Source organism: Nostoc sp. ChiSLP03a (assembly GCF_034531215.2).
In the GTDB taxonomy this organism is placed as follows: Bacteria; Cyanobacteriota; Cyanobacteriia; order Cyanobacteriales; family Nostocaceae; genus Nostoc.
Genome location: NZ_JAVRBQ020000056.1, coordinates 1 through 23059 on the forward strand (window position 1 = coordinate 1; position 23059 = coordinate 23059).

Sequence of the window (23059 nt, forward strand, 5' to 3'; positions counted from 1 at the left end):
ATGTGAAGTTACACATATCTAGATCCCCCTAAATCCCCCGATAAATTGGGGGACTTTGATATGTTTTTCTGGTTCCCCCCTTTATAAGGAGGGCTAGGGGGGATCGAATTCTATGCAGCTTTATAAAAAATTGGTATAAGAACGAGAATCTATCTCAATCCGGTTCGGTTAAAATTTTTTGATGAAAATTATAGATAGCTAAAGATGCGATAAATCACTGTCTCTTGTCTTAACCTATCTTGATGATTAAAATTAAGATTTTTAATCTTGTAAAAATAGCTATGGCGGCTTTCAATTATATAGAATTATCTAATACCAATTTAATGTGAAGTTGCACATATCTTGATCCCCCTAAATCCCCCATGAAAAGGGGGACTTTGATAGATGTTTTTCCGGTTCCCCCCTTAAAAAGGGGGGTTAGGGGGGATCGAATTCTATGCAGCTTTATAAAAAATTGGTATAAGTTGTCAGTAAAGTACCATTAATGCTCCAGAGTTTCACTTTTGTCACACCAGCTGAAGCAATCATCTTGCCATCTGGGCTGAAACTGACTTTGGTAATAGGTTCATCACCATTTAAAGTAGCTGAACTTTTACTATTTTTGCTATCTAGACTCCAAAGTTTTATGGTGTTGTCTTGACTGGCAGAGGCAATGATTTTACCATCGGGGCTGAAACTTACACTTGTTACCTTGTTACCATGCTCTTCAAAAGATTTAATTACTTTGCCATCGGGTTGCCAGACTTTAACGGTTTTATCATCACTCGCTGAGGCAATTAGCTCACCATCTGGGCTAAAACTGACACTATTGACCTTGTTTTTATGTCCAGTGAAAGTGTAGACCAGAGTACCATCACGCCGCCAAAGTTTCACAGTCTTATCGTCGCTTGCTGAAGCAATCATCCCACTCTTGGGGCTAATACTCAAACTGTTGATCCAATTTTTATGCCCTAGTAAAGTCTTTAATAGTTGAGCTTCCTTGCCTGATTGTTCAGGAAACTGCCAGAGTTCTACTACGTCATCATTCCCAAAAATTGCTATTTTATTGCTATTAGGGATAGGCTCTATGCTTTCAACGCGATTACTTTGTCCCTTGATAGTTTTTAACAATTTTACTTTTGTCTTAGCGTTGTCATTAATTCCCCAGAATTGCACTTCATTCTTTTTAGTGCGGATAGCTAAGGTTTGATTATCTGAACTAAAATTCAAAAGGTATTGGTTGTTGCAGAAATTGTCATCATCAAACTGATCAATATTTTTATCTGGAAGACACTCAAAAGTTTTGAGGAAAGTACCGTCAGTCCTCCACAGTTCTACAATTCCAAAACTTATTGTGATAATTAAAATTTTCCCATCTGGGCTGAACTTGAGATTTGATGAATCATCACTTAAATTTGCCTTCTGACTTTTGACTTGAATAGTTCTAATTGGTGTACCATCACGCTTCCAAAGCTTTACCTTATCATTGCCTTCAATGGTAGCCAAAGTTTGGTAATCAGCGCTAAAACTTTTTACGTTTTTCTCAATAGTTGAGATAACAGATCCATCTTGTCTACAAAAAATAAGGACGTAAAAAGGGAGCAAAAAACGATTTCTAATCGTTGCGGCGACTATTATTTTACCATCAGAGATGAAACCCAATACGTTAATATTTGAGTTTTTCTCTTGATTCTGAATATTTCCCAGGAATGTGCCATCCATGCGCCATAATTCTGGTGTCTTCTCAGTCTCATTTTGGACTTGATTGCTAATAGCTATTATCTCTCCATTGGAACTAAAATCTACTGTCATTTCCCGATCAGATTTCAGAATTTTAATTAATTTACCGTCCCTATTCAGAAATTTTACAGTGTTATCGCTGTCCAAAATAGCCAACGTTTTGTTATTACGACTGAAACCGATATTTTGGATATCACCATTAAAGCTGATAATAAGTGTTCCATCCCGTCGCCAGAGTTTAATAGTTTTATCTTCGCTAGCTGTGACAAGAGTTTCTCCATCTGGGCTGAAGTTCATCTTAGATATTTTATTTAGTCCATTAATGCTAGCAATAAATGTTCCATTGCGACGCCAGAGTTTGATAGTTTTATCTTCACTAGCTGTGGCAAGAGTTTTTCCATTTGGACTGAAGCTAATCTGGTATACCCTATCTTTGTGACCTTGGATAATTTTAATTAGCTTGTCATCAATTGAGGAAAGTTCTACAGTATTATCATTTTTTACTAAAGCAATTGTTCGTTTATCAGGGCTGAAACTGCCATCAAGAAATTTACCCTGGTAATTTTTGAGAAAAGTACCATTTTGCTGCCAGAATTGCAATGTATTAACCTGACTGGCAGAAACCAATTTATGGGTATCGGTACTAAAAATTATTTTTGAATTACTTTCTGGTAAGGTTGTCTTTAGAATGCCATCACGTTGCCAAAGTTTTACTTCTTTACTGTTAATAGAGGCAACTATCTGACCATTGGGACTGAAACTAACTTTATTCACCTCCTTCTCCTCATTCGACTCAGTTATACTAGAAGTTTGGAAATTTCTACTTTCCAGATTCCAGAGTTTTACAGTTTTGTCCTCACTTCCAGAAGCGAGCATCTTACCATCAGGGCTGAAGCTAACACTAGTGACTGTATTTCTATGTCCTTGAAAATTAAAGTTAACTGTGTTTTCAGTCCCAATTTTGAAAATTGATGCGCTTGGAGTTTGCTCGGAGAAGTCAGCCCTGTAAATAGTCTGACCATCACGGCTAAAAACTAGACTTTTGCTATTAGCAGAAAAAACAAACGACTTAAGAAAAAAGCCGTCAAGACGCCTTAATATAATACTATCGCTATTTTGTATAACAATAGTTTGACCATCGGGGCTAAAACTGACCCTATCACCTGCACGATTCAACGTTTTGAATGCTTTACCATCCATACTCCATAATTTGATCATCTTATCTTCTTCGCTAGCAGAAGCAATTATCTTCTCATCAGGGCTGAAGCTGACACTGCTAATGCTCTGCTTATGTCCTCTGAAAACTTTGATTTCTTGGCCATCCAAATTCCAGAGTCTTAAAGTTTTGTCCTTACTTCCAGAAATCACTTTCTGACCATCAGGGCTGAAGCTAAAACTAGTAATCTCGTCTTCATGTCCTTTGAAAGTGGTAATTTCTTTATTTTCTAACCTCCACAATTTAAAAGTTTTATCTTCACTTGCAGTAAGTATGTTTTGACTGTTGGGACTGAAGCAAAGCCTAGTAATCTTCTTTTCGTGGGCTTTAAAATCTTTGATTTTTCTACCATTGCGATTCCAAATTATCACCATGCCATCTGCACTGCCAGAAGCTACCATCTTACCGTCAGGACTAAAACTAACGCTCGTGACAGTATCACTATGTCCTTCTAAACTGTTACGCTCATTTATGGTATAAACTGCATCTTGTAATGCAGTCTTTACCTGCATTTCAGTTTCGAGTTTTACTCCAACTGACCACCACTGTTGCAGTCGTTTACCTGCTTTTATACTTTTGACCAACGCCTCTAAATCTTGATTCGATTTTAGTAGCCCTTTTGCTTCTGTACTTGTAGATATGAGTTGGCTATTATTTTGACTTATCAACACCACAGGTAAGAATATTGTTAATGCTCCAGCTATTGTTCCTAGTGATACTTTCCAAAGCAATCCGCGACGTGTTTCTAGTAGTTGCTGCTTAAGAACTTCATTCAGCTTTGCTTCTGTTAACTTTCGTTGTTCTCTCTCTTTTTCCAACTCAGCAATTAATCTGGCTGATTGTTGCTGGCGTACAAATGGTACTAAATAATCATGTACTAGTTGATAGCGGTCAGCAGGTGATGCTGGCACTCTTAGCACTAACCCCGATTTTACTAAAATTTCTAAAACTAAGTCGAGTTTTTCAGTTTTTACATCTAACTCTAATTCCAAATCAGCACGAGTTTTTAAAGGGCGGGTATTATTTTCATCTGTGAGTAAATATAAAACTAGTTTGGCTATCTGTTCATTATCAGAACCGCAGTCTTGGACAATTTCTTTTAAGAATCGCCCAACAAAGTTTTCTTTAGGACCATGTTGCTGATACTGTTCTAGCTTCGTTATTTTTTCTGTTTGTAATTGCGCTCCTACTACTTGCAATTCAATGGGGCGTACCTCACCTAAGTCTCTAGCTAAATCTTTGACCAATTCATCAATTAATGATGGTTCTAAAACTACCTGGCTTTTTTGAGTTAAGTTTTGAATAATTAATTTAGCATCTTCTAGTGAAAAGTTATCCAAATGATAGAGAATATCTTTATCTAAAATATTGTTACTAATAACATCAAAGTTTGCCAGTCGATTATTACATTCTAATAAATAATGTAAATAATCTTCGCGTAAAGACAAAATAACCTTTATATAAGGTATATCTAGACAGTCACGTAAAAATTCGTAAAATTTTCGTCTATTGCTTGGATCATTATAAATGAAGAAAAATTCTTCAAATTGATCGAAGATTAAAACTGTCAGCAGGTTATAATCATCATGCTTTTCTAATTGATTGAGGATAGACTTTTCCCCTGCTGTGTCTTCTCTTAAGGGAGGAGAGTATTCATAGCTTCTGCCTTCATAAGGAATGCGTGGTAAATCAGAAATAGCATCTCGTAAACGATTGCCTAATTCGATAATCCAATCTGGATAAACTTGTTGTAAAACAGGCAAAACATCACGAACACCAATGGATCTCTGTTTCAATGCAGGGATTAATCCAGCCTGTAAAATTGAACTTTTACCAACACCTGATTGCCCATGAATAATTGTTAGTTTGCGGTCATGTTGACCCATGCGCTCAATGAGGCGATTAATATCTTGCTGTCTTCCAGAAGCAGCGATTTCTGTGGCTACTGTTTCTTGTTGTTCAACGGATGCTAAAGCCGGGTTATTTACTATTTGTTGTGCTTGTAACCTACCTGCACCAATGAAAGCACGGAAACCATATTGCTGTTCAAGCGATCGCTGTTCTTGTTTAAGATGAAATGCAGTTCCATATTCACCTTTTTTAAAGTAGTTTGCTCGTAACTCTGCCAAAATCTGAATGTAAAGTTCTGGATCGTATTGTGCTTTGGTTTCTGTTCTGGCAGTTTCTAAGGTTTGCAGTGCTGCTTCTGGTTGATTAAGTGCAGATTGCGATCGCGCTAACGCAAACAAATACCAACCCTGATGATACGACCTTTCCCAATCTAAATCTGCTTTCATCTCCTCTGAGACGGGCGCAGATGTATTTATTTGCACGCTATCTAGCAGAGAAAGCGCTTGTTCGGCTGTTTGCTTTGCCTCGTTCCAAGCGAATTTAGCAATTAGCACCTCAGCCAGAAAGCTATAAGCTCTCGCTAGTTTAAACTGATTAGGATAGGTTTGATGTAACACAATTGCTTTGTTAGCAACAGCCTCTAACTCTTTCCACTGTTGCAAATCTTGCAGTACAGAACCCAAAGCGTTGATAAATTTTGCTACCAAATCTTGGCGATTAGCTTGCTCAAATACCTCAATACATTCCTGAAAATAATCTTTAGCAAAACCAACAGCATGATCGCGTTCGGGGTGATGTAACACTGCATAGGTACGCCACCAAAGTCCTAGAGAGTAGAGTAAACAGGCGCGTCGTTCTAGGAAGCGGGGTGATGGAGAATCGTTGACAAAAAGAGCTAAACTACGCTCGTAATATTGCCCTGACAATTCCAGTGAACTAGAATTCGCCCGACCTAGCATAAATTCTAAACTCGCTTCCAGTTCTGGATTCAAACTCAAACGACGATTTTGTAAATCATGCCATGCTGACTCCAACTCAACTCGGCGTGGAGAGCCAACTTGTAAATTCAGCGCCGTACTATCGAGATATCTGCCTGCACCAGCCGCTAAAACTTTTTCAAAGACTTCATCAGCAGTTTGCTGGATAAAATCAATTAAATCATCAGTGGCGATCGCAAATTCAACGATAGTACTCCAACTGTGTAAATCTGGTGCTAATCGCATGAGTTTGTGCAGCACGTCATCCGTTACCCACAACACCAAGGGGAAGTGAAAGTTTTTTCTAAACTCCTCCCTAACCTGATTAGCACCACTCAGCACTTGTTCTAGCTTGCTGACAGATTCTAAACCAGATATTACCAGCGCTTGGGGATGCTCAGAACCGAGTAAATTTTGGATAGTCTGGAAAAATGTTTTAATCGATTTATCCAAAACTATCTCCCGAATTTTCAAATCGCTCGATGCTTGCAGACTTTGCACCAAACGCCTTCGCAAACTAGCTCCATTACAGAGTGCCAAAATCAAGGAAAATTCTTCTTGAGAAGTAGCGATCGCCCATGCTAATTCTTGTAAAGAATTTTCGTTGTTGATTGCGAGTGGCTGTGGATCGCTCATGACTAGACCTCGCTTATAGATGGGGATAGTGGAAGCAGGAGGAGAATAATAACTCTTAACTCCTCACTCCTAACTTCTAACTCTTAACTTTTAACTCTTAACTTAAAGCTGCAACCCTGGTGCTTCTGCCAAAATCGGATTAATTTCAAACCAAGACCCCTGAGTGTCTCGGTACTCATAGACGAACCGACTGTGTACCAAAACTCGGTATCCATCATCGCCGCTTACCCATTTCCGCTGTTGCACTTGGCGCAACAAATTCCACTCATCATCTGTGATTGCTAAGGTCATTTGATTGCAGTAGGCTCTAATTACAGTTTCTAACCCCGTACGCGATAAAGGTAGTTTTCTTTCCTTTTTCATCCAATCGTTGAGCAGTCTAAGTAATTCGCGGACATGACCGCCACTAATGCGGCAGAGTCTTTCTAATGTTTCTGGAGTATCAAAAATCTCTGTAATCCAGCCGAGGCGCTCCTCTGGCTGATGATCGGGATAAGCTCTTGCTAGGATCATCTGTGCCAATAGTGCCATACCTTCAGCGCATTCACTGCCATCGCGTAATTGCACTGGCACCATCGGTAACACTTTTGGATAGACCATAAATCGCTGTGTTAACCTGCTCAAGTCATTGGAAAACATCAACTCTAAAGGCATGGTGTAAACTACGTGGCACTTGAGTTGAGTTAATTGTTCTCCCCGATCTACAAATAAATATTCCGGCTGAGGTCGTCCCCAAGACTTGTTAGCAGTCTCAACGCGATCGAGATTATCGACAATTACCACTAGTCCTTTTTTGCCGTGTTGCTTCAGTTTAACTATGGCAGGTTCGAGTAGTTCGTCATTAATTACATCTATAATGCCTTTTGTACGCGGCCCTAAGTATTCTCTTAACTTATTGCGAAGTTCAGGGCTATTTTTGGTTTTGGCTGTAATTTTGCCAATGCCTAGCGCCACCACTGATACTCCTTCTTTCTCATTGGCTTTCAGCTCTCCAATACCTGGAATTTTCGCTTCGGCGGCAAACTTGCCTTCAGTACTCGCAGAAACTTTACCAATGCCAGGAAGCGATGCTTCGGCAGAAACTTCAACTTCTGTCATCAACAGTTTAGCGGCTCCTTGAAGTATTTTCTTCAGACCTTGGGGTTCAGGAATTTCCAGTTTTTCTAAGCTATCGAGACTTTCACTAACTCGGCGAGCTACGCTCAATAAAATATCACTGATATCGACATCACCCATTTCCATGTCTTGACTGGACTCAAAATACACCACATGGAAGTCTGATTGCTCTAACTCTGCTTTGAGTCTGAGCAATTCTGTAGATTTGCCGCAGCCGATGTGGCCTGTAAATAATTCGCAGGTAGTCCCTTCAGGTGAGAAAAATGTAATATTCTCCCTCAACTCCTCAATAATCCTGCCACCGCGCACTGAGGAAAAATCAATATAGTACTTTCGATCCTCAGCATTTTCGACAGCCAAGGTCTTGCTAGGGTTGCAAGCCTGATAAAACTTTTGTAAATCCAGTTTCATTAGCTACGTCACAACAAGGCTTTTCTTTATTGTCAACACAAACTCTGTGACATATTCCGCAAAATTAAGTCATTTTTCTAGTAAATGTGAGTTTTTGACTATCTATCGTCTAACTTCCTAACATCTGCAAGTTATGTAAAGTGGCATAAAGCCCTCCTTGTTGCAGTAGTTGCTCGTGACTTCCCTGTTCGATTAATTCGCCACGCTTGAGAACAAAAATCCGGTCTACGTTGCGAATCGTAGACAAGCGGTGAGCGATAATAATCGCAGTACGTCTATGCAAAAGCTGGTTTAATGCCTCTTGAACTGAAGCTTCTGTACCAACATCCAAACTAGCGGTAGCCTCATCTAGTACCAAAATTTGGGGATTGCGAATGGCAGCCCGCGCAAAGGCTAAAAGTTGCTTTTGACCACTAGAAATATTTGTGCCCCGTTCTCGAAGTTGAGTATCATAACCTTGGGGTAATTCTTCTATAAACTGGGCAATGTTGGTTTCTTCGGCTGCTTGTTGAATCTGCTCAATGGTGTAGCCATCTCCTAAAGAGATGTTGCTTTTAACATCGCCTGCAAACAAAAAACCTTCTTGTAAAATTACTGCCATGTAACGCCGCAGTTCTGCTTGGGGTACTTCCCGAATATCTACCCCATCTATGAGAATGCGTCCTTGGGTGGGTTCGTAAAGGCGGCACAAAAGACGGATAATCGAAGTTTTACCAGCACCTGTAGGGCCGACTAATGCCACTTTTTCACCAGGATGAATGGTAAAATCTAAGTCTTTAATTACGTAATCATCATTTTTATAAGCAAACCAGACACGCTCGAAGCGAATCTCTCCCAGTTCTGGCGGGGAAGTGAGGTCTGGGGATTCTAGATTAGCTACGATCTCATCTATGTAGCCAAATTTGGCATCAAATATTGAGAAGCGGACATTGGCGCGATCGCGAATTTCTATTGGTTCATCTAATATATCGCCTACGCGTTCAATGGCAGTGAAACCAGCTTGAATTACTGTAAATTTTTCCGCAAAAGCCCTTAAAGGGTCAAATAATCGCTGGGCATACAATACAAATGTCGATAAAGTCCCAAAAGTCAAGTTTTTTCCCAACAGCAACCATCCACCCACGCACAAAACACTGGCGATCGCAATCAGTCCAATCCATTCTAAGGTTGCTGAAACAAATGAATCATAAAAGATGGTTTTATCCATTTGCTGGGTGTAGTTGCTGTTTGTCGCCCGAAACAATTCGGCATTAAATTTTTCTCTACGGAACAACTGCACGACGTTAATACCAAGCACATTTTCTTGTAGCTGTGAATTCAGGATCGAAAGTTCTTCTCGCCCTTTGTAATTAGCTTTGCGGTACTGTCTTTGAATGTAAACAATTACCCAGCTAGTTGGTAACAGCATCAATACTAGCAAGCAAGAAAGTTGCCACTGGATGGAAAACATTAAACTCAAAGTCACCAGCATTAAAAACAAATCGGATATGATGCCGACTGCTCCAGTCGAAAAGACATCGCCTAACACTTCCACATCGCTGGTGATTCTGGTAATTAATTTACCTACGGGTGTGCGGTCAAAAAAGCGCACTGCTAGAGATGTTACATGCTGAAATAAGTCTTGGCGAATTGCGGCGGTGATTTGTTGCCCTAGCTTTTGGACTATATAACCTTGAAAACCTGTCAACAGCAATTGGATGGCGATCGCAATTACCAATAATCCCTCTAGGATATTCAGCCCTTGCGAGAAGGGACGATTCCGGAAAAGTTCGTAAGTGCTGGGTTCATTACGAATCAGAGAGATTACTTGCCCAATCAAGAAAGGTTGTACGGCATTAGCTAGTGCGAGCGGTACGAGTAGGCACATCGACAGCGCCAGTAGCCGTCCGTTACGGCGGGCATAAGGCACCAAACGCAAAAATAACCGCCAGTCATTTTCACGCCGACGATCTGGTGTATAAGATTTTTTCAGAGATTGGTAGATGCTCATAGTAAGAGCATTATATTAATGTTTGGAAAAAAACACGCTTGTTTAAAGTAGCGTTTATTTTTCTACTCTGATACCATGCCTGAGATAGAAACTGCAAGACTACTACTAAGACCCAATATTCCTCAAGATTTGGATGATTTCCTTTACATAAGGTAATTGTGCTTGAGATAGAAACTGTGCGGTTGCAGCTAAGGCATTTATCTCTAGACGACATTGATTACCTATTTCGCCTCTACAACGATGCAGAAGTTATGAGGTGTTTGTTAACAGAACAAACCCAAAGCTTTTAGATATTGTCTCGTTGCCTCGTTCCCCTGCTCAGACTGGGAATGCTGTCCTAGAGGCAAAGCCTCCCGAACTCGCGGCAGCAGCCCAATTGAAGTGCATTTCCAGCCCAAAGCCTGGAAACGAGATTTGACAAAGCTTTTAGCTGAAGTTGACACCAATGACTGCTATGCGCTCCTACAGTATTTGTATTAATTGCTTCATAAATATTCCTGTCAGTATGAAAAAATAGCATACTTATCTGTTTACGTCTTATATCTAAAGATAGAAGATTGGGGTTAAAATTTGGGAAACCTAAGAGGGGTTCATTCCCAAGAGATGTTCTACCTACTTATCGCAGAATGCAACTGAGGTCAGATGACGCAACCTTTAAATCAAGTCAAAGAATGGGAACAACGTCGTGACGAAGCAAACCGCTACTACCAACGGGGGAAATTTCAAGAGTCTCTCGATCTTGCAACCAAAAATTTATACTTGGCTAGAGCAATTCCAGACCGAGCCAGAGAAGGTTATACATTAAACGACCTCGGTTTAGCTCACCTCAGTTGCTGGCAACCTCAAAGAGCATTAGAGCGTTTTCATCAGGCGCTTTCGGTTGCTATTGAAATTGGCAACACGCCAGCACAAGCAACTGCACTTAGCAATCTGGGTTCTACCTACAGCCGTCTTGGACGCTTTTCGCAAGCGTTGGAATATTTTGATAAAGCACTGCCAATCTTTAGGCGATCGCAAGATACTCAAAGTGAAGTTTCTACTCTTAATGATGTTGCACTAATTTATACTCGCTTAGGAGAACCGAAACGGGCACTGTTGCTACAACACCAAATTTTGAGAATGCGGCGATTGTTAGGTGACTTTTCTGGTGAAGCAACAACGCTCAATGGTATTGGATTTGCCTACAATGTTTTAGGCAAGTTTGAGCAAGCGCTAGAATTTTTTCAAGCAGCACTGCCAATTCAACGAGCGGTGAAAAATCTGCTTCAAGAAGCAACCACCTTGAACAATATTGCTTCTGTCTATCATGATTTAGGAAAACCCAAACAAGCACTATTGCTCTACTATCAGGTTCTTTTGACACGTCGAGCAATTAGCGATCGCGCAGGTGAAGCAACAACCCTTCACAACATTGGTTTTACCTACAGCACCCTGGCAGAGCATCGCCAAGCAATGAAGTTCTACAAGCAAGCCATTGGGATTTATCAAGAACTGGGCGATAATCTTGGAGAAATTTCAACTTTGCTGAATATGGGAAGCGTTTACGCCACCACAAAACGCAAAAAAATGGCGCGATCGTGCTATCAAAATGCCCAAGAGTTAGCAGAGCAAATTGAATATCAGCCACTTCTAGAAAAAGTACAGCAGTTCATAGATTCTCTATAGCCTCTAGTCCCCCTTCTCCGATATTGGGAGAAGGGGTTAGGGGATGAGGGCAACCCTACTAGTGAAATTACAGCTATTTTCAGGTAAATAGACCACGCGGTAGGGGCACAGCATTGCGATATGTGTCAACTTCAGATGGAAATAGCTTATCTGTTGGCTTACATTCCCGCTCGAAAATAAATTTTCCGGCTTTTAGCTTAAGTCGACTTCAGTAGACTGGAGATTTTTGGCGATATTTAGTCATCTTCAGATGACTTGAGCGATGAGGCGGGAATTTCAATTCCCGACGGACAAGCGATTTGGCGTTAAGTTGACACTAATGAGCAATGCTGTGCCCTAACGACAGATGTGGTTCAAATACATGAAATACTGCTGTAATGTGAGTTCGATAAACCTCTCCCACGGGGAAAGGGAGAAGCAACGAGAAATTAGGGTTTTGGCTCCCCTCTCCGTGTCGGAGAGGGGTTGGGGGAGAGGTCAAAAAAGGGCTTGTCGAACTCACGTGAAATTAAATATGCGTTATGCAGCTGACTTTTCACGGTATCTGAAAAACCTCTCTTCTATTTCTCTCTTCCTTTTAGGAGAGAGACTTTGAATTTTCCCCATTCCCGTGTCGGGAAGGGGGTTAGGGGGTTAGGTTTTCGTGGACTTTTCCACATAACGTGAAAAGTCAGGTTATGCAGAACCCTTGTAGAGATGTAGCACTTACTACGTCTGTAGATTCTTTTTGACCCTAGCTACAATACCAAAGTTGTAGCTAGAAGAAGGACATCTATGAAAGCTTACGAAATTCAAAGCAACGCCGGAATTGATGCCTTAGCATTAGTCGATCGCCCCCAAGCAAAACCCGCAGCTGGACAAGTTCTGATTCAAATCAAAGCAACATCTTTAAATTATCGCGATTTGCTGGTGATTGAAGGAGCTTACGGTTCTGGACAGAAATATCCGTTAATTCCCATGTCTGACGGTGCGGGAGAAGTTGTGGCGGTGGGGGAAGGTGTGACACGGGTGAAAATAGGCGATCGCGTCGCTGGTATTTTCTTCCAAGACTGGATTTATGGCTCTTTAACCAAAGAGAAAATGAAATCCGATCTCGGAGGCGGTATTGATGGAATGCTAGCTGAGTATGTCGTATTACACCAAGATGGTTTAGTAATATTACCTGACCACTTATCCTATATTGAAGGCGCAACTTTACCCTGTGCAGCAGTTACAGCTTGGCACGCACTTGTAACAAAAGGCAATATTGGTGCAGGTGATAGTGTTTTATTACTCGGTACTGGAGGAGTTTCAATTTTTGCTCTCCAGTTTGCCAAGATACATGGTGCTAGAGTGATTATTACTTCTAGCAGCGATGAAAAGTTGGCACGAGCCAAACAGCTTGGTGCTGACGAGACAATCAACTACAAAACAACACCAGATTGGGAAAAGCAAGTTTATCAATTAACCAATCGCACAGGTGTAGATCGTGTAGTTGAGGTAGGCGGTGCAGGTACTCTGCCAAAATCACTACAAGCAGTCCGCATTGGGGGACGTATTAGCTTGATTGGCGTATTGTCAGGTAGAGGAAATGAGATTGACCCCATGCCAATACTTTTTAAGAGTTTAACAGTTCAGGGAATTTATGTTGGCAGTCGGGAAATGTTTGAGGCGATGAATCAGGCGATGCAACAGCATCAAATAAAACCAATTATCGATCGAGTTTTTCCCTTCACTGAAGCGCGGGAAGCTTATCATTACCTCAAAAGTGCAGCTCACTTCGGTAAAGTCGTAATTTTTAATTCGTAATGACGCTCCTGCGTCGCTAACGCTGCGCTAACGTAATTCGTAATTTTCAAGAGTTTAATTCTATGTTTCAAGTGGGGTTTGAATTCCCAGTTGAAACATAGTTATACCAATAGACCATTTGTAGAGACGCGATTCATGAGCCAGCGCGTTGCGGGGGTTCCCCCCGTTGTAGCGACTGGCGTCGCGTCTTTACCCAAGGATGTGTTGCAATCATTAATTAAATTGGTATTATGAATTACCTTTAAACAGCAGCGAGAGTAGGCGCAGCAAATTTAGCATATCGCTCGATGTAGAATTCCTTAGAGTGAGCGATCGCTTTCACAGATTCACGCTCTTTCAAAGCATGTTTCCACTGGCGTAGACGGGTAAATTGCTCTGGTATTCCAAAGCCGCGATACTGCTTCAGTGCAGCCCAACGCTCAAACCAAGGGAAGTAAGTGAAATCTACCAAACTAATAGATTCACCAAACCAGTAAGGGCCTTCTTTAGATAGCTTTGCTAAACCTTCGTTTTCAATGAATTCCAGATGTTTAGATAGTTCCTGTTTCGCTTCTTCTTGTTTGTCGGGATCTGAACTCCGCAGGAGGGTAGAAAAAGCGGGAACGAATCTGGTGTTAGCAAAATCGATCCAAATGCGAGCTTGTGCTTTATCAATGGGGTTGCTGGGTAACAGTGGTGGATTAGGAAATACCTCATCAAGATATTCGTTAATTACCGCTGACTCCCAAACTCGGTTATCGCCGTGAGTTAGTGCAGGCACTTTCCCATAAGGGGAAACTTGGGTAAACCCTTCCGGTTTATTCTGCAAATCAATCTCAATCAAATCGAAGTCAATGCCCTTCTCTTGCAGTACCAAACGGGTACGGTGAGCATAAGGACAAACAACTGCACTGTATACTTTGATTTCAGCCATGTTTAAGTTCCTTGGTAAATAGGACTTGTTAATCGCCATTGAGAATTGAATTTTCATCCAAAATCCCAAATATTAAATGGGCATTGGGCATTGGGCATTGGGCATTGGCAAAGAGGAGGCAGGAGGGAGAAGTTCTTTAATTTTGAATTTTGAATTTTGAATTGTTTATGGTGCTGGATTTGGCGACTGAGCATGAACTATATCCAACTCTTCCAAAATATCTTTGTTGAGAACTACATTTACACTTTCTAAATTCTCTTTGAGTTGTTCGAGTGTTGTAGCACCAATAATTGTGCTAGGCACAAACCAACGACTCCGCACAAATGCCAAAGCTAGATGCGCTGGACTAAGTTGATGGCGCTTGGCAATTTCTACATAAGCTGCTACGGCTTGACTTACTTTTGGTTTGAGATAGCGCTGACCAAAATTTTCAAACAAAGTGACTCTTGATTTCTCTGGTTTGCCATTTAAATATTTGCCAGTCAAGAAGCCAAATGCTAAAGGACTATAAGCTAGTAACCCAATTTCTTCGTAATAAACTGCTTCTGCTAAGGCTCCATCAAATACTCGATTCAACAAGTTGTAAGCATTTTGAATCGAAACAACTTTGGGCAATCCTAATTGTTTAGCAGCGTTACTAAATTGGGCAACTCCCCAAGGTGTTTCGTTACTCAAACCGATATAGCGAATTTTTCCAGCCCTAATTACATCGTCAAAAACTGCTAGCTGTTCAGCAATGGGAACCGTTTCTCCCACCTGAGTCGGATCGAACACTGTTTGTCCAAATCGTGGCACGTAGCGATCTGGCCAGTGGATCTGATACAAATCGATATAGTCTGTCTGTAATCTTTTTAAACTATCATCTACAGCTTGTTTGATATTATCACGATCGATTGCTTTAGCTCCACCACGCACCCATTTAAAACCTCGACCAGGCCCAGCGATTTTAGTAGCTATAATAACTCGATCTCTTTGTTGACGATTTAACCATTCCCCAATGTAAGTTTCAGTTAATCCATAAGTTTCGCCACTTGGTGGGACAGGGTACATTTCAGCCGCATCAATAAAGTTGACTCCTTGGGCAATAGCATAATCTAGCTGCTCGTGGGCTTCTTCAATGGTGTTTTGCTTTCCATAAGTCATAGTGCCCAGACAAATTTCGGAAACTTTTAAGTCACTTTTGCCAAGTTGGTTATACTTCATATTTCTGCGTTGTTATTCAGTCGATTTAACAGTGATATTTTTGTTGGAGATTTTCTATTTTGTCAAGGAAATTATTATTTTTTAAGTAAATTAGCTTTAAACAATACTGGATTTGGCACTAAGCCAATATAAATTTTTCAGAGAATATATAGTTTATAATCCTGTAAATCGATAGTCAAGCCGTAGTTAATGCATATAGCTGTTCATTATTGCATAGATGAACCAGATAAGTAAGTTAGTTTTGGGTAATCAAAATTTTAAATATGTAGTGGGAAATACTTGCTTTTTTTGAGTATTTGTGAAGTAGACTGTTTTCAACTGAGTATATAGTACACCAAATCGGTAGATTTGCCGTAGTACATTAAAAATCTTAAGATTATTCGAGAATAAATCTTAATAAATATTCATATTAATCGGATAATTCTAAGTATTTTCTTTTTAAAATAATAAAAATATACCAAGACTAGTTGAGAGAGCTAAAAACATTTGTAGTAATGAAAAAGATTTAGGTTTTAATGACTTGTATAATCAGGAATTTTTTGCTGCGATCGCTTCCAAGGATGCTCATGTCTAGAGCAATATGATTAATGAACATAATTTCATTTAATTGTGCGATCGCAGAAATTCACAAATGTAATTAAGTTAATTTATTTAGATTTTTTTGATTAAAAACAACTCATTTCGTGATATTATAAATCTAAGCATAAAAACCTCAGTTTATTATTATAGCTTTTTTAGTAAATACACCTTTTGACATTGAGGCTAGACTCTTGATTTTCTCCTTATGCCGTAAGTTGTCTTTTCTAATACCAATTTAATGTGAAGTTACACATATCTAGATCCCCCTAAATCCCCCTTAAAAAGGGGGACTTTGATATGTTTTTCTGGTTCCCCCCTTTATAAGGGGGGCTAGGGGGGATCGAATTCTATGCAGCTTTATAAAAAATTGGTATTACTACTAAAATATCATCATTTAATGAACTCTCACTAATTACTTCATTAGTTGGAATATCCTCTATTTTTACCTGGGGAGCAGGTATAGGTATAAAGCGATCGCAAACAGACTTGAGAATACGATTAATTTGTCCTTCGTAAGCACATCCAATTACAGTTTTTCCATACTCATGGAGCTTTTTAGCTAAAGCGGCAAATGCACCATCGCCTGATACAATAACGAAAACTTGCAACGTAGGACGACTCTGGGCTAATTCCATAACATCAATGGCTAGTTGCATATCTGCTGCATTCCGTTTATGGCTGTAATCAAAAATTTGAATTGCTTCGATGCCAAGTTCTTGAATTTCATTCTTGAGTAGCCTTAATCGAGAATCACTCCAGTCGGCATAAGCATATTGGATAGCAATTTTATTAACTAAGTTAGTATTTTCTAGATTTGTTTGAATTTGTTTCAGAGAAAAATTTAGATTAGGGTTGCTTCTACCCATTGTTAAGTTTTCAATATTATAAAAAATAGCTGTATTGAACTGCCCAATATTAGGTGAAGTATGAGCCGTGGAAGTAAACTGCTCTACACGAATCTGACGCTGCTTTAACTCTTTTAACTCAGCAATTAAAGACGTTATTTCTGGCGCTGACTTTGAACTACTCGTTTCCTGTTTTAACTCTGTAATTGTTGTTGTTAAGTCATTAACTTGTAATTTTGCTTGTTGTAATTCTTCTTGTAACTGCTCAGTTAATGTATTAATCTGACTCTGGGTTTGGACAGTCTGCTCCCGAAGTTCCCCAATGGTTCTGGAGAGAATATACTGGCGTTGCTGATAAGCTGTTACTAAAGCTTGCTGAACGATATCACATTCTTTGGGAAAAGCTTCACGGGTACACACTTGTAAAACTGTTTCATAACCTGCGATCGCAATTTCCAAATTACTAGTAATGTTCCCTTGTTCAAACTCTTGAATAATGGTACTCAGTTTGATAATAACTCTAGCTAAATTAATAGCAATGGCAGGTTCTTTAGCAAAGCGATCGCTTACCCATTTTCGCAACTTTAAAGCTAAATCATCGTTGAGTTTACTTAAGTTATGTTGCAGAATTGGATATACTTCCTGATTTTGATAAGTTGCTCTCAATAAATCAATTAGAAAGTCTTGCTCCTGATTAGCAGCTTCATTTGGCATAGCTAAATCCCTGACAATACACATTTAAGTTTAGTATTCCCAAGTTTTCATGCTATTGAACAATTAAAGCGGCGTAATCCAATAAGTAATGCCTCTAATAGCTTGTTTTTTAAAACCATACAAAGATAAATTATCTTCAGATAAACCCACATAAGTCCAATGTGGAACATCGTTTTCTACAGTTTGAAACCAACCATTTTGATTAAGAGCTTTTCTTTGCTCTTTACTACCTACGCGTAAATCAATGGCTAATCCCCAGAGATGTTGTGAAGTTCCGGGAGGGGCAACTAAACCGAGAATTTTTGTTTCTTTACCTTGTTGAACTTTTGCTAAAACTCGATCGTTAGCATACTTGTGCCAAAATCTTAAATTCGTGTTGAAAGTACGAGTACAATCACCAGAGCCATAACCAGATTTTAGCGGAATTTGTTGTTGTACTCGCGCTTTATTTAAAGCATCAGCCGCCGATTTTTGTAAATAACAGTCGTTAGTGCCATCAATATGACCCATTGTTAAAGTAGCTTGAAACTCTTGGGTTTCTTGTTCATTAACAAAGATATTTTTGGACGGTAATTTAATTCCAATATCGGGATTTACGAATACTGCACCATAGCTTCGTAGCAAAATATATTCATAAGTACCAGATTGGGGAATTTTAGGTAATTTTCTAGCGATCGCAGATAAAAAACGCTGTTTAGCATCTAATTTGGGATCGGGAATAAATGGTTCCGAGCTTGTATTTTTAGAAGTATCTATACAAGGTAATGAATTATTAATCAAGCATTCTTGTAATGGTTGAGCAGTTATAGCAACTTTGTGGTGGCTAATCTCATTGCTAGCTACTAATACAAAAATCATCAATATAACGATACTGATAAAACTTGTCTTTTTAATAAACCTATTAATATTTTTTTGATTTTTGAAGATAAGTTTCATTCTAAATAATTACTTAGTGATTCAAGAATAAAATTAATATTTTTTTTAAGCGACATTAATGATTGATGACTTCAAATCCCAGATAGTTTATCGACATTGAACTATCGTTTAATCAAAATGCGAGAAAATATCTAATATATACCAGTTATAAATTAATTTGTGCTGGGTTAAAGCTCCGCTCAATAAACTGCGAGCAAAAACCGGAATGTTGTCACAAATTTTAAAAAGATGAGATTTTTCACTGACTACTAAACTTAAAAAATGGAACCTTGCTTTTAATTGAGTACTAGTAAGTTTGATAACTTGTTTATCAGAAAGTTACATCCATGAAACCACTGGAACAGTTAAAATTGAAAAGAACTCTAAGCTTGCCGATCCTGTAAGTATGACCATGCACAATTCCGTTGAATTCCAAGACGCTTTTGATGTCATAGTCGTCGGTGCAGGTCACTCCGGTTGCGAAGCAGCTCTCGCCTCTGCACGCCTCGGTTGTCGTACCCTGCTATTGACGCTCAACTTGGATAAAATCGCTTGGCAACCTTGTAACCCAGCAGTAGGTGGCCCGGCTAAATCTCAGTTGACTCATGAGGTAGATGCACTCGGCGGAGAAATTGGTAAAGTAGCAGACCGCACCTACTTGCAAAAACGTATCCTCAACTCTTCACGGGGGCCTGCTGTTTGGGCATTACGCGCCCAGACGGACAAGCGCGAATATGCAGCGGTAATGAAAAATGTTGTTGAGAATCAAGAAAACTTGACAATCCGCGAAAGTATGGCAACAGATTTGGTGCTGGGCGCTAATGATGAAGTCATCGGCGTTGAAACATATTTTGGTGTAGGATTCCAATGTAAAGCAGTCATATTGACAACCGGCACCTTCCTGGGAGGCAAAATTTGGGTTGGTAACAAATCAATGCCAGCCGGACGTGCTGGGGAATTTGCGGCTGAAGGATTGACACAAACCCTAAATCGCCTGGGATTTGAAACCGGCAGACTTAAAACTGGAACTCCGGCGCGGGTAGATAAGCGATCGGTAGATTATAGTAAAATGCTCATCCAGCCAGGAGATGAAGATGTGCGCTGGTTTAGCTTTGACCCAGATGTGTGGTTAGAACGGGAACAGATGCCTTGCTACATCACCCGCACAACCGCCGAAACCCATCGCCTGATTCAAGAAAATTTGCACCTGTCGCCAGTTTATGGTGGTTGGGTGGAAGCCAAAGGGCCGCGTTATTGTCCCAGTATCGAAGATAAGATTGTCCGGTTTGCCGATAAAGAAAGCCACCAAATCTTTATTGAACCAGAAGGAAGGGATATACCCGAACTGTATATCCAAGGGTTTTCTACAGGGTTGCCAGAAAATTTGCAACTGCAAATGTTGCGGACTCTCCCTGGTTTGGAAAAATGTGTGATGCTGCGTCCCGCTTATGCAGTGGAATATGACTATTTACCAGCAACTCAGTGTTACCCCACACTAATGACTAAAAAGATTGCGGGGCTGTTTTGTGCTGGGCAGATTAACGGCACCACAGGTTATGAAGAAGCCGCAGCTCAAGGGCTGGTGGCGGGAATTAATGCCGCTCGATTTGTTCGCTCTCAAGAAATGATTGTCTTTGCCCGCGAGCAAAGTTACATTGGGACGCTAGTTGATGACCTGTGTACAAAAGACCTACGGGAACCTTATCGGATGCTTACAAGTAGGTCAGAGTACCGATTGCTATTGCGTTCTGACAATGCCGACCAACGTCTGACACCCTTGGGAAGGGAGATTGGTTTAATTGACGATCGCCGCTGGGATATATTTACTCAAAAACAGGGTAATATCACCACAGAAAAACAAAGATTGCAAGCCACACGAGTTAAAGAACATGATGAAATTGGAATAGCGATCGCATCTGATACCCAACAAGCAATTAAAGGTTCGATTACCCTCAACGACTTGTTGCGGCGTCCAGGATTACATTACGTTGACCTGGATAGGTTCGGACTGGGAAACCCCAATCTCAACCGGGCCGAGAAAGAAGGCGCAGAAATTGACATCAAGTATTCTGGCTATCTCGCAAGGCAACAAAATCAAATTGACCAAATTGCCCGCCAAGCGCACCGCCAGTTACCTGGGGATTTAGACTACACAACAATTGAGACTCTTTCTAAAGAGGCACGGGAAAAGCTGACTCACATAAAACCACTCACCCTTGGTCAAGCTGCACGTATAGGTGGTGTAAATCCAGCGGATATTAACGCCTTATTATTATATCTAGAATTGCGTAGAACCAAGAGCCAGTCGGAGTTTCCAGCGTTAGCTTAATACAAGCTTGATAAAGACTGAGTATAGTAGTAGGGAGAGAGATTGGTATGATAGATGACATAAAGATTAGTAGTGGCATCATCAACAATCCCCAGATGCAAGTTGAGTTTAATACCAACACTCAATCAACTTATCTTAAGTAGATAGAGGATTGGATGTTTCATTATTCAGGAGGCAGTGTTTCGACTACGCTCAACAACCACGCAGGAGTAACCCAGGCACAACTGCATAGGATTGGCGCAAGATCGGAGGCAAAGCGGCTTCAAGCTTTGTATCTCGTTCAATACATCTTAATACAATTCTGATTTTCAAACCGGGTAATTACCCAAATACGAAGTTTTTATTCATACTTATTGACTTCAGTAATAATTACCCTCTACCTGCTGCCTCCTCTGATAATCCTAATTTCCAGGCAGTCTCAATGAAACAAGTTTCACCACCAAGTATGAAAGAGGGACTGGGGACTGGAAACTGGGAACTGGTATTTTTACTCAGCACTCAGCACTCAGCACTCAGCACTTTTAAGTCAGTAGGGGTCGCGTTTCCTCGTCCAAGCAACAACCCAGAACGTCTATGTTACAAGAAGCCAGCACCCGTCTCATAGTACCAGAACCATCAGAAGACTTAATCACCAACGAGCCTTGGTCGATAGAAAACTATGCTGATGGCTTAATGGATGAACTCTTTGCCGATATCGACTACATTCTGGATGCTAGTGGTAATCTGCCTTCTCAAACTGTTAGGCACAGTAGTCAGAACAGATGGAGCCACTCTGTTGCTGGAGTTTCCGCCCAAGCTCAACGCCAATCGCCTCCAGAATACGTGCCTCTGCAAACAGTTACGATCCCACAGATTACTTTAAACCAAGGAGTACAGTCAGTTGCTCAAGATCGGCACAAGCAATTGAGTACCGTTGTATTTGGCACCTCTACTGTTAAACCAGTTAGTAGAAAGCGTCAAAAAACTAGTTCGGTTTTGGGCAAACTGCTGATTGTCGGAACAACTTTAGGCGTGGCGATCGCTAGTACGATTTACTTGGTGCAGTCTGGAGTCGTATATCTTTTAAATAACAAATTGCCTGAGTCAGCGCTTCTATCGCCGCAATCGCAGTCACAGTTGCCCGTAAAAACAGAAATTGAGGCAGAGTTAGTTGACTATATGCTCCAATCGCTGGCTGTTATAGACAAGCAAGGAGCAAAAAGCAATCAAAAATCTTTCAATCCAGGATTCTCCAGTCAGGCAAATACTAACCAAATAGCCCTTGGTCGCCAGCAAGCAACTGGTAATCTACCAGCACTTCCACTTCTAGCTAATAATACACCACCAGCCCCCAATCGTTCCGGAAGCGTTGTTGAGCGCATCTATGTCCCCGTTTATCAAGCGCCGTCACCAATGCGCTACGCCCTTCCAGCCATTCCGGGGACTCCGACACTTTTACCACAAGTTGCCAGTGCGTTACGGGTATCTCAACCTAATGTTGTGAAAACCGCTTTGAATACAGTGCGACAAGCTGCCAAGCCTGTAACAGTCAATATGTTAGCTGCGGCTGTACAAGCCGAACTCAAACCAGTGGCAGCCAAAACTGCACCCATTACCGTGCGCCAAACACCCAAACCTCTGCCTGCATTACCAGTAGTTCCATTGCGTGCTGCACTCGCACCAGAGTCAGAACCAACTATTACCCAAGAACAAGTATATCCGGCAACAGCGATCGCAGTTGCTCCGAGTAATACCTTAGAGGGATTGCTAGAGTTGGGCAACAAATCTGCCGCTTTGTTTAAAATTGATGGTGTGACTCGCCGCATTAATATGGGTGAAAGTATCGGCTCCAGCGGTTGGACACTAGTAGATGTCAGTAATGGTGAAGCAGTCGTCCGACGTAACGGCGAAGTGCGATCGATTTATGCAGGACAGAAACTATAGCAATCCGATTTGATTCGGAGAATTACTCGTAAAGATCGGGGACTGGGGACTGGGGACTGGGAAGAAGGAATAAAGGTGTAGTGAGTTTTTTTCACGCAATCAAATATGAGTACTATATAAATTTTTTAACTCACTATCTGGTTGAGGGGAGTTTAGAGATTAAACTCATCTATCACCATTAACAGTACTGCAACCAGTAATAATTGATTGAAATAATTTGATTACGTCAAATAGTCCTCTATTTCTGTCGGCACTGTTAAGATTGCCTA

12 protein-coding genes are annotated in these 23059 nt (G+C 40.6%); 5 read left to right on the forward strand and 7 right to left on the reverse strand.

Translation table 11 applies throughout. The features are described 5' to 3' along the window. Nucleotides 1-444: 444 nt before the first annotated feature. The 3 genes from RMY32_RS09505 to RMY32_RS09515 all read right to left on the reverse strand — a co-directional run bounded on the left by RMY32_RS09505 (nt 445) and on the right by RMY32_RS09515 (nt 9916). Nucleotides 445-6399: a hypothetical protein gene (locus RMY32_RS09505; protein WP_322708738.1), complete on the reverse strand. Its 5955-nt coding sequence runs from the start codon at nt 6397-6399 to the stop codon at nt 445-447. 102 nt (nt 6400-6501) lie between these two features. Then, nucleotides 6502-7926 carry an ATP-binding protein gene (locus tag RMY32_RS09510; RefSeq protein WP_322708739.1) on the reverse strand — a complete coding sequence of 475 codons (1425 nt, stop codon included), beginning with the start codon at nt 7924-7926 and terminating at the stop codon, nt 6502-6504. 109 nt (nt 7927-8035) lie between these two features. Then, the gene (locus RMY32_RS09515; protein WP_322708740.1) at nt 8036-9916 is read right to left on the reverse strand and encodes an ABC transporter ATP-binding protein; all 1881 of its coding nucleotides are present in this window, start codon (nt 9914-9916) and stop codon (nt 8036-8038) included. A gap of 158 nt (nt 9917-10074) precedes the next feature. Here RMY32_RS09515 and RMY32_RS09520 point away from each other — a divergent pair, with 158 nt between their 5' ends. From RMY32_RS09520 to RMY32_RS09530, 3 genes are all read left to right on the forward strand, one after another. Continuing rightward, nucleotides 10075-10206, forward strand: coding sequence for a hypothetical protein (locus RMY32_RS09520; RefSeq protein WP_322708741.1), 132 nt, complete (start codon nt 10075-10077; stop codon nt 10204-10206). Nucleotides 10207-10558: 352 nt separating this feature from the next. Continuing rightward, on the forward strand, nt 10559-11581 hold the full coding sequence (locus RMY32_RS09525) for a tetratricopeptide repeat protein (protein WP_322708742.1): 1023 nt from the start codon (nt 10559-10561) through the stop codon (nt 11579-11581). A 774-nt stretch (nt 11582-12355) separates the two neighbouring features. Further along, on the forward strand, nt 12356-13369 hold the full coding sequence (locus RMY32_RS09530) for an NAD(P)-dependent alcohol dehydrogenase (protein WP_322708743.1): 1014 nt from the start codon (nt 12356-12358) through the stop codon (nt 13367-13369). A gap of 241 nt (nt 13370-13610) precedes the next feature. Here RMY32_RS09530 and RMY32_RS09535 read toward each other — a convergent pair whose 3' ends face one another. From RMY32_RS09535 to RMY32_RS09550, 4 genes are all read right to left on the reverse strand, one after another. Next, the gene (locus RMY32_RS09535; protein ID WP_322708744.1) at nt 13611-14282 is read right to left on the reverse strand and encodes a glutathione S-transferase family protein; all 672 of its coding nucleotides are present in this window, start codon (nt 14280-14282) and stop codon (nt 13611-13613) included. A gap of 165 nt (nt 14283-14447) precedes the next feature. Further along, nucleotides 14448-15485, reverse strand: a complete 1038-nt coding sequence (locus tag RMY32_RS09540; RefSeq protein WP_322708745.1) for an NADP(H)-dependent aldo-keto reductase — start codon at nt 15483-15485, stop codon at nt 14448-14450. A 926-nt stretch (nt 15486-16411) separates the two neighbouring features. Further along, nucleotides 16412-17623 (reverse strand): NYN domain-containing protein, encoded by a 1212-nt coding sequence (locus tag RMY32_RS09545; protein ID WP_322708746.1) that lies wholly within the window; start codon nt 17621-17623, stop codon nt 16412-16414. A 63-nt stretch (nt 17624-17686) separates the two neighbouring features. Further along, nucleotides 17687-18481 (reverse strand): D-alanyl-D-alanine carboxypeptidase family protein, encoded by a 795-nt coding sequence (locus RMY32_RS09550; RefSeq protein WP_409882624.1) that lies wholly within the window; start codon nt 18479-18481, stop codon nt 17687-17689. A gap of 463 nt (nt 18482-18944) precedes the next feature. On the opposite strand from RMY32_RS09550, the gene mnmG reads away from it, so the two are divergent. Together mnmG and RMY32_RS09560 are read left to right on the forward strand one after the other, a co-directional pair. Then, a complete protein-coding gene (mnmG, locus tag RMY32_RS09555) occupies nt 18945-20867 on the forward strand; it encodes a tRNA uridine-5-carboxymethylaminomethyl(34) synthesis enzyme MnmG (RefSeq protein WP_322708756.1) in 1923 nt (640 codons plus the stop codon). Between the two features lie 573 nt (nt 20868-21440). Then, nucleotides 21441-22790, forward strand: coding sequence for a hypothetical protein (locus tag RMY32_RS09560; RefSeq protein WP_322708748.1), 1350 nt, complete (start codon nt 21441-21443; stop codon nt 22788-22790). Nucleotides 22791-23059 lie beyond the last annotated feature (269 nt).